We start from the raw sequence: 13,332 nt of genomic DNA, 5'->3' as shown, positions 1-13,332 counted from the left end.
AATAGAACGGGCATTAAATGCCAGACCGAGAAAGTGCCTCGGCTTCAGGCAACCTGTTGCGGTATTCAATGAATTACGCAGGGCTGCCTAAATTAGCGAGTGGTGCACTTCGGAGTTGAATTCGCGCTACATCATTTTCCGAATGCCTGTCAGTTTACTATTGCTCTCAGTCAAGACCAAATGTAGGGCTGGATAAGTGATACTCGAGTTGAAAGCTTAACCTAAAACTCACACGTAATCCCCGGACAGCGTCATACTTCTGCAGTATTTTGAGTGTACAAGTGTACGCTGAAACTATACACTGGTTTTTATCGACTGGTAAGATCTGTGGGAGCATCACATGACACAATCAGAAAAGCGGCCTGCTGCGGCAAAAGCCTACTCTGTGCTGGAAGAATGGTTAAACAGCATCAGCCATGGTGCGGGGTTTGTTGCGGCCGTTGTGGGGCTGGTGTTTTTACTGCTTCGTGCTGAGCAACCGGTAGCCATCGCCGCAGCCGCCGTTTATGGTACCACGCTGATCCTGATGTTTCTCAGTTCTACCCTTTATCACAGTATTTCCCATGCCAAAGTAAAGGGGATCCTGAAGCTGTTTGATCACAGCGCAATTTATTTGCTCATTGCCGGGACTTACACTCCTCTCCTTCTGGTCGGTATCGGCGGATGGCTGGGTATTACAATGACCGCAATTGTGTGGATCCTGGCTACAGGCGGTGTTGCCTTTAAACTCATTGCCCGGCACCGTTTCCCGAAAGTATCTGTGGCAACTTATTTGCTGATGGGCTGGATAGCCCTAGGCCTGATTTATCCGCTTTATATGGCGCTGCCGGGAGCCGGACTGTGGCTGATTGTTGCCGGGGGCTTATGCTTCAGTATCGGTGTGTTATTTTACGTTGCTAAATCGAAGCGTTACACTCACGCTATCTGGCATCTGTTTGTGCTGGGTGGCTGTAGTTGCCATTTTTTTTCAATTTATTATTTTGTGGTGTAAACGCTCAAGCATGAACACAACCGACAAACCGGCTTCTCACCGTCTGATCACCGGAACGGCATCCATCACACTGGGTGCGGTGCCGGATGCGCAAAGCATTCAGACACTTAAACAACAGGGTATCACCCACGTTATCACGCTGCAGACCTCATCAGAGCATGCTGAACAGGTAGAACGACTGGTTAAAGATGCGGGCATGCACTGGCGCTGGTTTCCGTTTACCGAAACTCTCGACAGTACAGAGACCGGACTTGAATTACTGAGGCAGTATATTCAGGAACTGGGTAAGCTTACCACTGAAGGTAAACAGCTTTATTTTCACTGCAACGATGCCAGAAACCGTTGTATGTTGTTAATTTTTGCCCTGCTTCACCATCGCAGGATCCCGTCATCCAGTGCTTACCCTATGCTACACGACCTGTCATCAGGCTCAGCAAACCGTTTAAGCCGCGCAGAATTACAGTGGGCCGCCAGCCTCGGGTTATCCGTGCATTAATGTGGCACACGGTTGCCTGCAAAGTGTATTCAAAACAAGACACTCCGCAGGTTTCCGCTTACCACTCTGCAGTTCTGACCAGTCCTGAACCGGTTAAAACCTCAGAGCCGTTAGGCTTCACCGTTAAGTCTCCATTGTGGCCTTTGTTTTGCTTCTGACAGTAATGAGTAATTAGTTTCTTCTCATTTTCCCGTCACGGAGTATCTTAATGCGACTATCGCCGCAATCAATCTATGCCTCACTTTATCTTCCACGAAACCTTCGCACGTCACGCCCTTCGCACTTCGTTAAAGTACTTGCGTTAGGGTTGTCCTGCCTGACTGTACCCTTCGCACAAGCCGCGAGCGTAGCACCGGCTCAACCGGGCAGCGTGGCGCTTGAGAAAATCGCTGCGCAGGGCTTGTCAGATTTACAAAGTGCAGAGGCATTAGTGGAAGATTTAGCGGCTTCGAAGCGCTACGGACGGATGCTGAATCTGCTTAAGCAGGACTACAACGACGAGTCCGGTGAGATTTTAATGATAATGAGTCGCGGCGAGTCACTGGAAAACGCGACCCTGCAGTTAGCCAAAAAAGCTGGATCTGAAACCGCGATGGGCCATGTGGTTAAATCGGCATTTATTCTGTTTCCTCTTAATCAGGCTGACTTATACCATTATTTGCAACAACACCTGGGGATACGGGACACGCTGCTGAACAAGTGGGCAGGAAATGCCGGGGTCCTTACTGAACCGACTATGCCGGCACCGGATAACAACGGTTTGTTTATTCAGCCACTCATTGAGTCTGCCAGTATATCGGTATTTGATGTCACCGCTGACACCCGCGCAGAATTACTCTATCGCCGCTCAGGTGCTGAACAATGGCAGCAGGCCAGAGATTTAAGTTTCGAGCCAGTCAACGGGATCCTGACCGGGCCGGTTGTGTATCTTGAAGCCGGCACAGCGTACGATGTGAAGATAGTTCTGCATGCGCCTCAGCAGCCTGTGAGGGAAATTGAAAGCCGGTTTACTACCCGCGCGGATAAACCTGTGATTGACCCGGATAAGGTATATAAACTCTCCGACATTTATAAAGGCGGCATGCTGGATCTTGAAGCGCTGGGCATTGAAGGCAGCAAAGACGGGTACGCCAAAATTGTGGGGGACGCCGGCACAGTCATTGCCCCTGACGATACAGATAAATACGCCATCTTTACCGGCGACAACAGCTATATCTACTTTGAGAACATCACCATAGAAGGCGCGAGAGTGCACGCTATTTATGGTGAAAAAGGCCATGATATCTGGATAAACCAGTGTGATATTTCCGGCTGGGGCCGGGCGCCGAACGTCATGAAAAAAGGCATTGCCTATGAAATGGAAGATGCCGGCCCGATTAACTATGACTCAGCCATTTACTTTCGTCAGTCCGGCGTGATCACGGTGGAAAACTGTCACGTGCACGATCCCCGCGCCATTGCCAATGACTGGTCTCATGGTCATCCCAAAGGACCTAACGCGTTTCTTGCACACGCAAACCATCCTGACCCGCAATTTAAAGGTCAGGTGATTGTTCGTAACAATCACTTCACCGGTACGGCAGACCACCGTTTAAATGATGTCATTGAAGGGCGCAAGAATGCAGAGCCTCTTGGCGGTTTTGTCCGTGACTCGGCGATTTATAACAACGTACTGGCATATTCCAACGATGATGCCATTGAAGTGGACGGCGGCCAGCAGAATGTACTGGTTTACAATAACGACATTTCACACACTTACTCGGGTATAAGTATTACACCGGTTCGCGTTGGCCCGGGCTTCGTGTTTAATAACTATATCCATGATTTGGGCGACTTACGGGGAAAACAGTGGGCATCAATCAAGATGGGCGGCCTGCTCACCAGCCCGCTGGGACAAAGCATTATTTTGCATAATCTGATCACCACAAAACGTAACGGATTAACCGCTTCGCGGTTTAAGGACGACAACACTTTCTGGACGCAGGTACAGAATAATGTGGTAATAAATCAAAAAGACGCAAACCGTTCAGGCTTTGCCGTTTTCGATCCGCAGGGCTATCCGGGATCAGAATATATCAACAATTACTTCTATAACCTTTCTGCGGGCAAGCCGAAAATTCAGGCGAATATTACCGTGCCCTATGAATTTGATGAGGCTAAACTGAATCAGCAAATCGCAGAAGCTTTATTTATAAAAGGCAAAACCGTATTGCTCCCAAATTCTGACAAATACCGTATAAATAACTTCACCAGACTCAATGAAGACGGCACACAAGCAATCTACGGAATTATTGAGTAACAATTAAATAAGCAACATCAAGTGCAGTAACAAGGACGTCAGTCTCTATGTCGTTGAAAGCCAAGTCCCTTAAGGGCGCGTTTTTTAATTTATCCGCGAATGGCGCAGGCCAGCTGGTAAATTTTGTCGTCTACGCCATCATGGCGCGTATTCTGGGCGTTGAAGAGTTCGGTCTGGTGGCTATTTGTCTGATGGTCACCGATTTCTGTAACCTGTTCGTCACCGTGGGCGTATCGCAAAATCTCATTCAGCGAAAAGAATGGGACAATAACTTCGCCAGTTTATCCTTCTGGTTTTTGATGGGTGTGTCACTGGTCATCGCAATTTTGATGTTCGCTGTGGCAGTGCCCGTTGCCTGGTACACCTATTCCGAACTCGCCGCTCAACTTATTGCGGCGCTTGCAATTATTCCGCTGGCCAACGGTTTGCGCCTGGTCCATAAAGCAAAAATGGAACGGGATTTTGCCAATAAACGGCTGGCGGCCTACGAGACAGCCGGCGTGCTGGTTGGAGGCGTAGTGTCTGTCGCCACGGCATTAACCGGCTTCGGCGCATGGGCGATTATTTTCGGAAAAGTTGTTCAGGTATTTGTTTCCACGGCCCTGACCTGGCACGGCTCGGATTTCCGTCCCGGTAAGGTAGAGGATAAGTCCCATCTGCCTGAAATCATCCGCTTTGCGAAACCGCTGATCGCCATGTCTTTCATGAATTTCTTCTCCCAGCGTACATCAAACATAGTCATTGCTGCCTTTCTCGGGGCCGCCACCTTTGCCTACACCTCAGTGGCAAGACAAGGGTTTTCAGTACTGAACAACCTCACTTTCCAGCCACTGAACAGAATTGCCCTGGCCGGCCTTGCCAGGGTTGAGGATGACAAACTACCGGCGACCTTCGCCCGTGTGGTCAGCATGACCGCCATCTTCGTTACACCGGTATACTTCGGTGTCGGTGCAATCGCTCATCCGTTTATTGATGTGGTGTTCGGTGATAAATGGACTGACAGCGCGTACTTATTATCTATTCTGGCGCTGCAAACGCCCTGTAACGTGATGGCGTACTATCTCCCTAACTTGCTGATTGCAAGAGGCTTACCGGCTCAGGCATTTAAACTTAACCTGATAAACCTGACGTTTAACTTCCTATTTCCGTTAGCTGCTGTTCCCTGGGGCCTGTATGCAGTGATCACCGCGCTGGTTGTTGCTAACTTTGTCACCCTGGTGCTGAAATTCATGCTGGTGAAAAAATCTCTGAACATTAGCCTTACAGACGCATTCAGAGAAACCTGGATGTTCACCCTTACCGGTACAGTTATGTTCTGTGTGGTGTTGTATGTCGAGCGCAATCACTTACTGGGACTGGATAATGTATTTCTTGAGCTGCCCGCTCTGGTTGGTCTTGGCGCACTGATTTACTGCGGCAGCCTGCTGCTGTTTTTCCGCAAGAAAACCCTGACCATTGCGAAAGAATTTAAATCAGGAAAGAAAAAGAAGAAGGTGTAGCTGTCTTATCCTGCCGGATTGACCGACAGCCATGCTGAGAGATTTGCTAAGCGCAATCTCTCGGCATGTTTGAGGGACTGACCATGGCGGCCTCAGACTTGTGTACCGGCACATCGACTTTACCGCTGGCAATCACTTCACCCAGTTGCCATAACCGCCATTCTCCCCGTTCATAGATATCCCAGGTTTCATCGTGAGTCAGCGGTTCTGTTGCGATAACACTGACCACGTCTGCCGGCGTGGTTTCAGAGGCAAAATCCACTTCCACCTCCACATCTTTCAGGCAGGCCGGCCCGAATGGCGCACGGCGGGTAATGCTGGCCAGTTTGGTACTGCAAAAGGTGAACAGCCAGTCACCGTTACTCAGCAAGCAGTTAAACACACCTTGCTCAGCATATTCTTTTGACAGGGCCACCAGCGAAGAGGCCAGTTGCTCAGGCATAGCATCGCGGGGCAAAGTCTGACGGATTTGATTCATTAAATCGCAGAACAGCTCTTCACTGTCTGTGTCACCGATAGCTTCGTACATGCCGGCTCTGCGGGTAAAACCGGGGATCTGGCCATTATGGGCAAACACCCAGCAACGCCCCCACAATTCACGGGTAAACGGATGCGTATTAGAAAGGTTGATGTTACCCACATTCGCCTGCCGGATATGGCAGATTGCCGTTTTACTCTTTATCGGTAATTTTGAAACGAATTCAGCGATTTGAGAAGTCGCGCAGGGTTCCGGATCGTGGAAAAGCCGGACGCCCTTTCCTTCATAAAAAGCGACACCCCAGCCATCTTTGTGAGGACCGGTTTCCCCTCCCCTGCGGGTCAGGCCGGTAAAACTGAAACATAAATCGGTTGGCGTATTGGCACTCATGCCAAGGAGTTCGCACACTGTGCATTCCTTTCTTAGAGGCAAAGGCTGGTAGCGTAGCCAAAAAATTCGCCGGTGGCAATGCTTTGACTTCCGGCAAATGTTAACGTACTGTGATAGACGAACGCCATTATAAATAAGCTCTGTGGAAGTGACATTTCATGATTTATAAAGTATTGAAGGAAAGAATGTCAGAGGATTCAGCATCAACCACCGACGATTCACTATTTTCCATTTTTCTGACCAACACCATCGATGGCGCAGTTATTATCGAAAATGGTTGTATAAAAAGTTGTAACGACAGCTTTCTCCGGCTTCTGCGTTACGAAAGCAGGGACTCTCTTACCGGACGCGATTTTCTTCACATTTCTGCAGAATATCAGACTGAAAACGTGTCGTCTGAATCGATGTTCCACAGTATTCAAAAAGAAAATGCAAAAAACTCAAGCTTCAGATTTGACTGGTTATACCAAAAGGCTGATGAAACATCGCTGTGGACTGAAACAACCATAACCAGATTAGATTCCGGCGATGCCACCGTATTATTGTTGATGATTCGGGACATATCTCTGCAAATGGAACTGGAACAGGAGATATATAAAAGAAATCAGGCTCTTGAAGCTTCAAATGTCGGCTTGAACTTTGTAATAGAGAATCTGGCTGAAACGCAGGGACAGCTTATCCAATCAGAAAAAATGGCCAATATCGCCCGTCTTGTTGCCGGTATCGCCCACGAAATCAACACGCCTGCTGGCATAAGCCTGACCGGTATCACTCAACTGCTGGAGGAAAGTAAAATTGTCCAGCGTCAGTATGAAGATGGCAGCCTGACTCAGGATGAATTTGAAGATTTCATCAGCAGCGTCACTGAACTCTCAGAAATGGTGAAGGGCTCAATTGATAAAGTCTCCCATCTTATCTCAAGCTTTAAGAGAATTGACATTACGCAGAGCGCCGATGAGGAGCAGCCGGTAAATGTAAAGACACATATCGGGGGCACTTTATACTGCCTCGAAAGTTCACTGAGCGCATCACTGAGCGCATCAATGATTGAAAATCATATTGAATGTGCAGAAGATATTAACGTCATAATTAAACCTGAATTGTTATCACAAATTATCAGCAACCTGGTGATAAACTCTATTCAACATGGCTACGGGCCGGACAAGCACGGCCATATCTATATTTCTGTGAAACGTGAATCTGCCAATCAGTTTACCTTGCTCTATAAAGACGACGGGTGTGGTATCGATGCGGAACATATTCATAATATTTTCTCTCCGTTCTACACCACCAGAAGGAAAGACGGGCACATCGGTCTGGGCCTGAGTATTGTGTACACCATCGTCACTCAGGGACTGGGAGGAACGATTGAATACATTGACAACGAAGGATGCGGCGCGCAATTTCTTATTAAAGTAAGGTTAAAGGAGGCACAGGCTTCAATTAGTACTGGTGCATTGGCAGATGCAAAGTCAGTGTGACACACTGACTTTGCTATTGGTGTTTACCGTCACTCTGCGCCCCAAAGATCGAAGGGGAAAGCCTGATAAAGTTTATCTGTGATTGCGGTGAAATCCGGTGGCGCAGGTAAATTCATAGAGATGCCTTCCGCCAGGCTGGTTACTTTGGGAATTTCAGTACGACCTGTGCCCTGATAATAATCTTCATATTTAAACATCGACTCACCACTGCCGGAATCGTAAAAAATGGCAGGCACGCCGTATGCTTCGGCAATGATGACACCATGTAATGAACTGGAAATAACCCGCTTGCTGTTCACAATAGCTTCAATGAACGAGCCGGGATACTGCATGGGTGTAACCAGATCCTTCTCATAGCCTTCGTACTGCGCCATATCATCGTTCATGTGGTTGATAATGATGTAGTCTTTTTTGTGCGCCTTTTCCATCAGGTGTTTTGAATAAAAGTGAGGAAGCAGTAACGCCGGGTCACCGTAAACTTCCGGCACACTGATGCCACGGTTCATAAGGTATTCACGGGTAAGAGGGCCGCGCACGGCACGAACATCGAGGTTATCAAACTGAATGACCTTATCGCCCATTTTTTTGTTATAACCTGTGCCCCACAATGTATCTCCGTCCCGCGCAAAATGCAGAACAGAGCCCACACTAACCAGCTTGGTTGAGGGATCCAGTTTGTCTTTGATGAGCTTTCCTTTCATAGCGAGTACGCGCTTTACCAAATCGTAAGCCACATAATCGCCGATATTTGGCCGGTCGTCTTTCTTCGACTGCCACCAGTACACCCGCTTTTTCTCTTCTGCCAGTGCCTGTTTTTCTGCCCATTGATTTAACATAGTTTTCCTTTAATACTCACGGCGGATTACGCCGTCGTTCCACTCTTTATCTGGCTCAGAACCTGTCTGATTCAGGATAATTTCTTCGACAACTTGTGCCAGAAACTTTCACGGTTAAAACGTAACAGTTCATCGTCGCCGTTAAACTCCTGCTGAAACCGTACCTGCCACTGTTTGTTTAAAATGTTACTTTGCTTTTTGGTCACCGGCGTTGGCGGAATACGATGACTTTCCACCGCCAAATCCATAAAGTCAGCAATTCTGAGTACAGAATTAGCGGTGTTGGCTTTTACATCTGCAAAATTCAATTCCATATATTTGCTGCCGGTTGCCGCCAGGGTGTATCGCCAGGACGCATTTTCCAAACTGACGCGGCGCAGGCCAGCTTCAATATCTTCAAAGTTGTATTCCGGATCTGCGGCCGGCTTGCCCTGCTGTGAGATCCAGGCCCCGGTTTGTCTGGCTACTGCCAGCGATACAGCCTGTGCCATCACATCTTCGCGGGTAAGCAACACAAAATGCGGATTCGGCAGCATTTTGCACATCGCTTTGAACCCGCCAAACTCCTCAATATGCGAATAGTGCACTTTGATACCGAACACACCGTTCGGGGATGTCCTCCGCGCCCTGAGTTCATCAAGCACTTCCGGCAAAGTCCTGCGGTTAAGACGCAGTTTCCATTCGTCGAGGTTTTTTCTGTTCACGTATTCAAGGGGAAAGCCAAAAGCGCCGGTTTCGTGAAGCACATGTCCAAGCATATGACTGCCTGAGCGCACGGTTGATGCAATCACCAGTGTTTTTTGGGTTTCCGTCTGATGAGGGAAGTCGTGTTCTGAAGAAAACTGATCCTGATAGAGTTCCATGATTCTTCTCCTGTAATGAGGGCCCGTAACCCTAACTGACCCGCTGTCGCACTTTTTTTACCGTTACCGCAGCCAGGTGGTTCAATGTCACAGACAAACCGGCAATATGAACAGACTTCATCACCCATTTAAGCTTGTCTTTTTTGAGTGGCAAATACACCAGTAATTGAGCTGCCACCCGTTTACGGTAATTCCCGTCTCCGAGAAACTGGCGGTGTTTATCTGCTGAGCGCAGGCGCACCACCGCTTCGTCCGGCGTCATTTTTGCTACTTTGGCGCCGATGCCGTCCATGTTCATGAAGCGGTATAAGAAGATGGGCTTGGGAATATTCCATAATGAATAGCCCAGCTCTGAGAGCCTCACATACATATCCCAGTCCTGTCCGTTGGGCAGGGTTTCATCGAAACGTTCCTTTAAAGCGATATCACGTTTCACACTGAAACCGCTCATACCGCAATATTGATTACCGGTGCGGAGTACTTCACGCTCTACCCGTCTTGAAGGCTGCACGAACAGTTGCTCACCACCTAAAACCTGATAACCGCTGACCACAGCGTCCGCGCCGTTGTCGTAGGCTTTTTTGTGTTCCCACAAATATTCCGGCAGCCATATGTCGTCGTCATCGAGAAAGGCAATGTAATCACCCTTTGCGCTGTCTACCCCAATGTTACGTGCCTTGTTCGCACCCGATGATTCTTTCAAAAAGTGATAGTGGAAATTCGGCTTTTCTGAAAATTCAGTGAGAATGTCATCATATGGCAAGGAAGATGCATCATTCACTACAATCACCTCAAGCGGCTGCTCAACTTGTGCATATACACCGTCCAGCGCTTCTTTGAGTTCTGCAGGTCGATTGAATGTTGTAATAACAACGCTGAATTTGTCGCTCATTGGTATCCCTGTGAGTTGCAATCCGAATAGGAAGTCTGCGTAGATTTCCCGAACATGAATATGATGGAGCAAGAATCATGCAAGAAATCTTAAAGCAGCAATCAGAGAAGTATCTCGCCCGATATCCGAAAATCTTTTTCTGCCACGTTCCCAAGTGCGCCGGCGTCTCTCTGTCTAATGCCATCTATCAGTCTGTCTATCCGTCGCTGCTGAAAGCAACCCGCTTTACCGGCCATATTGATCTCAGAGCCAGCAGGGAGTGCGAGAAGTTACTGGGAGTGGACATGATGACCGCAAGGGAAACCCAGTTAACCTTCCAACTCAGCAGTAAACACCAGGTATTTACTACCGGCCATTGTGTGGCGCGCCCAGAGGTAGTCAGTAACTTTTACAAAGACTGGCACTTTTTGACGATACTCAGAAAGCCCGCAGACCGCTTTATCTCTGAATATGTATACAACCGCTTTAAAGAATCAGAATGGCAGAAAAACGAAACTGACATCGAAGAATATCTGCAGTCAGAAAAGGCGCTTAACTCGGCAGTCACCTATGCCCGCTATTTTTCCGGATACCGCAATGCCGCTGATATTATGGCGAATGCAGATGATGTAATCGCCAAAGCTGTTGCAAATTTGCGTCATTTTTCGGTGTACGGCACGCTGGAGCAAATGGATAAATGGCAGGAAGATTTTAATCATCGCTTCAGTACCCGTATTAATATTGCCAGTAAAAATACCAGCCCGAATCGTGGAGCCTCATCAGCCATTACCAGTAACCCTAAGTTAATGGGTGTAATTACAGAGCTGAACCGCGTTGACCAGGCCATTTATGATGCTGTGTATGCAATGGTGAATGATAAACAAACCTTACAGGCCAGAGCGAGCTGATATTTGCCTGCAACGAAAAAGCCCTGCTACGACGCAGGGCTTTTTGTTATGAAACTGCAAGAGATAATCAGGTAGTCAGTACTACCCGCCAGGATTCTCTGATAGCTTCCTCACCGTAGCGGTCTACAGCCTGATTCACTACCACACTGGAATCAACGTACTCCAGATTTGCCAGTTGGGTTTCCAGATTATCCGGTTCAATTATTTTAACGAAAGGAAACTCTCTGGCCTTCATTCGCGCGAAGGCGGAATCGAAACACAGCACATTGGCGCCTAAACTCATAGCCATGTAAAAGGTGCCGGAGGATATCATCGCATTATCATCGTGGGCCATGATAACAAAGCGCGTGTCAGACACCGCGTCTTCCAGCGTTTCTTCTTTTACAAATTCATTATTCCAGTCCACCTGCAAACCTCTCTGGTCAATAATACTGTACAACCTGGCCGCATATTCCTTGTCGGAACAAAAACCCATCACCTGCAATGTTTGATTCAGCGGCCACACCTCTAACAGTTTATCGAGGCGCTTGTAGGGCTTAATTGATCCAAAGTACAGAAAGTCGATACCTTTTTGGGAATCTCCGATGGCCTCAAAGAATTGAAATAAATCCCTGTCATTAAAATAAAGCGGGTGCTTCACTACGCTTGATTCTATTCTGTCGGTCATTTCAAGAGTGACAACCCGGTCCGCAATAAGCGTCAAGAGCTTCAATATGAAAGTGTAAAGGGTAGAGTGAGTACTTACATTGTGAGGCTTGTAGTTGTGACGTACCCAAATTACTTTGCTACTGAACAAGGGAATGGAACAGACAGTAAGAAAGAATGCGAGGAGGAAGGCCCAGCGTTTGGGCCCGTTCATGCCCTTGCGAAAGGGCTGATCTTCATACCAGTTTAATACCAGCCAGTTTTCCTTTCTGCTGAACAGGTTTGCCGGACGGAAGAGGTGTTTGAACGGGCGGATATCATATCCCAGCTCGCTGAATGCCCCTTTTATCCTGTCGACAAACCCGTTGCTATGTACAAAAGGATACAGAAACAGCTTACGTCTTTCAGTCATCAGGCCGCCGTACGTGGTTGAACAGGAATGCCCATGGCAAGGTTATTCGCAATCACGTAAGTATCATCAGAGATAGCATCCCAGTTGAAGGTGTTCAGGAACGCTTCTTTATTAATAGCCAGCTTCATATCATCCACGTGGGTGATTTTGTAGGCAAGCGCGTCAGTATCGCCAACCTTGAAGTAAGCATCTTCCGGAAAACCAATATCAGTGTTCGGAGTAATATCACTGATTATCACTTCTGTACCGGCACTGATGGCTTCCAGTGCGACGATAGGCAAGCCTTCGTGGTAAGACGGTAATACAAATACCCGGGCGAACTTATACAATGCGTTCAGTTCATCCCCCTGACGGCGGCCGGCAAAAATAATTTTATCGCTGGCCTGCTTTTTCAGTTTCATAGAGTATTCATCTTCGTGGTCTGCACCACCGACAATGACCAGTTTCAAATCTGTATCAGACTTTTTGTATGCTTCGACTAAATCGTGAAAGCCTTTTTCAGGAACGAGGCGACCAACAGTAAGTACATACTTACCCGGCTCAATACCTAAATCCTTTGGCAATGCTTCTGCACCCATCTGAGTATCCATATCTGTTTTAGCACCGTTAGGTACGAACAGGATACGGTTCGATTTACCGGAGAAACGGTTCTTCAGCACGCCGGTGAGAGAACGGCCAACCACAATGGCGCGGTCTGAGAATTTTACTGCCATGGTTTCACCAAACTTCAAAATATTTTTGGCAAACTGATTCCATTTCTGTCTGTCATAGTCAGCGCCATGGTGGGTTACCATAACCTGCATACCCAGCAGCTTTGCCAGTGGTGTAAACAGAGCCGGCCCGATACCGTGAATATGCAATACATCCGGCTTCACCACGAAGCGGGCGTAAAAAATAGCCAGGAAGGTGTGTAAAAATGTCTCGATGAACTTATGCTTCAAAGTCCACACAGAACGCAGTTTTACGCCTTTGTATTCTTCAACAGACTGATCCACATACGGTGAGCGGCAAATCACAGTGACATCCATGCCCGATTTGACCAGCCGCGGATACAGTTGCTGGCAATGAGATTCGATTCCGCCCATTACGTCGGGAATTCCTCTTAGTCCTACGGCACATAGTTTCATAACTTTCTCCAATATCTCAGGACAAACCTGAGTTAA

At 47.8% G+C, this 13,332-nt stretch carries 12 protein-coding genes; 6 read left to right on the top strand and 6 right to left on the bottom strand.

All coding sequences use genetic code 11. The features are described from left to right. The first annotated feature begins 340 nt into the window (after positions 1-340). The 4 genes from trhA to J3369_RS05210 all read left to right on the top strand — a co-directional run bounded on the left by trhA (position 341) and on the right by J3369_RS05210 (position 5,285). The gene (gene trhA / locus J3369_RS05225) at positions 341-991 is read left to right on the top strand and encodes a PAQR family membrane homeostasis protein TrhA (RefSeq protein ID WP_349584541.1); all 651 of its coding nucleotides are present in this window, start codon (positions 341-343) and stop codon (positions 989-991) included. A gap of 10 nt (positions 992-1,001) precedes the next feature. Then, a complete protein-coding gene (locus J3369_RS05220; RefSeq protein ID WP_119500262.1) occupies positions 1,002-1,487 on the top strand; it encodes a protein-tyrosine phosphatase family protein in 486 nt (161 codons plus the stop codon). Positions 1,488-1,695: 208 nt separating this feature from the next. Then, on the top strand, positions 1,696-3,786 hold the full coding sequence (locus tag J3369_RS05215; protein ID WP_349584538.1) for a right-handed parallel beta-helix repeat-containing protein: 2,091 nt from the start codon (positions 1,696-1,698) through the stop codon (positions 3,784-3,786). Positions 3,787-3,833: 47 nt separating this feature from the next. Then, positions 3,834-5,285, top strand: a complete 1,452-nt coding sequence (locus J3369_RS05210) for an oligosaccharide flippase family protein (RefSeq protein ID WP_349584535.1) — start codon at positions 3,834-3,836, stop codon at positions 5,283-5,285. A gap of 46 nt (positions 5,286-5,331) precedes the next feature. On the opposite strand, the gene J3369_RS05205 is transcribed toward J3369_RS05210, so the two are convergent. Beyond that, positions 5,332-6,171, bottom strand: a complete 840-nt coding sequence (locus J3369_RS05205) for a class II glutamine amidotransferase (RefSeq protein ID WP_303573610.1) — start codon at positions 6,169-6,171, stop codon at positions 5,332-5,334. A gap of 167 nt (positions 6,172-6,338) precedes the next feature. Here J3369_RS05205 and J3369_RS05200 point away from each other — a divergent pair, with 167 nt between their 5' ends. Continuing rightward, positions 6,339-7,634, top strand: coding sequence for a PAS domain-containing sensor histidine kinase (locus tag J3369_RS05200; protein ID WP_349584532.1), 1,296 nt, complete (start codon positions 6,339-6,341; stop codon positions 7,632-7,634). A gap of 29 nt (positions 7,635-7,663) precedes the next feature. Here the strand turns inward: J3369_RS05200 and J3369_RS05195 are convergent, their stop codons facing one another. The 3 genes from J3369_RS05195 to J3369_RS05185 all read right to left on the bottom strand — a co-directional run bounded on the left by J3369_RS05195 (position 7,664) and on the right by J3369_RS05185 (position 10,225). Next, complete coding sequence (locus J3369_RS05195) at positions 7,664-8,470, bottom strand: polysaccharide pyruvyl transferase family protein (protein ID WP_349584529.1); 807 nt, start codon at positions 8,468-8,470, stop codon at positions 7,664-7,666. A 71-nt stretch (positions 8,471-8,541) separates the two neighbouring features. Next, entirely contained in the window at positions 8,542-9,333 is a 792-nt protein-coding gene (locus J3369_RS05190) for a Stf0 family sulfotransferase (RefSeq protein ID WP_303573613.1), read from the bottom strand. Positions 9,334-9,364: 31 nt separating this feature from the next. After that, complete coding sequence (locus J3369_RS05185; protein ID WP_349584526.1) at positions 9,365-10,225, bottom strand: glycosyltransferase family 2 protein; 861 nt, start codon at positions 10,223-10,225, stop codon at positions 9,365-9,367. Positions 10,226-10,302: 77 nt separating this feature from the next. Between J3369_RS05185 and J3369_RS05180 the strand changes: the two genes are divergently transcribed. Next, positions 10,303-11,112, top strand: a complete 810-nt coding sequence (locus J3369_RS05180; RefSeq protein WP_303573615.1) for a sulfotransferase family 2 domain-containing protein — start codon at positions 10,303-10,305, stop codon at positions 11,110-11,112. A gap of 67 nt (positions 11,113-11,179) precedes the next feature. Here J3369_RS05180 and J3369_RS05175 read toward each other — a convergent pair whose 3' ends face one another. Next, positions 11,180-12,169 (bottom strand): glycosyltransferase family protein, encoded by a 990-nt coding sequence (locus tag J3369_RS05175; RefSeq protein WP_349584522.1) that lies wholly within the window; start codon positions 12,167-12,169, stop codon positions 11,180-11,182. After that, positions 12,169-13,296 (bottom strand): glycosyltransferase family 4 protein, encoded by a 1,128-nt coding sequence (locus J3369_RS05170; RefSeq protein WP_349584519.1) that lies wholly within the window; start codon positions 13,294-13,296, stop codon positions 12,169-12,171. The genes J3369_RS05175 and J3369_RS05170 overlap by 1 nt, the downstream gene beginning before the upstream one ends. Between the last annotated feature and the right edge of the window lie 36 nt (positions 13,297-13,332).

The organism is Alteromonas sp. NFXS44 (assembly GCF_040148705.1).
Lineage (GTDB): Bacteria > Pseudomonadota > Gammaproteobacteria > Enterobacterales > Alteromonadaceae > Alteromonas.
This window is presented reverse-complemented; position numbering and strand designations above follow the sequence as displayed.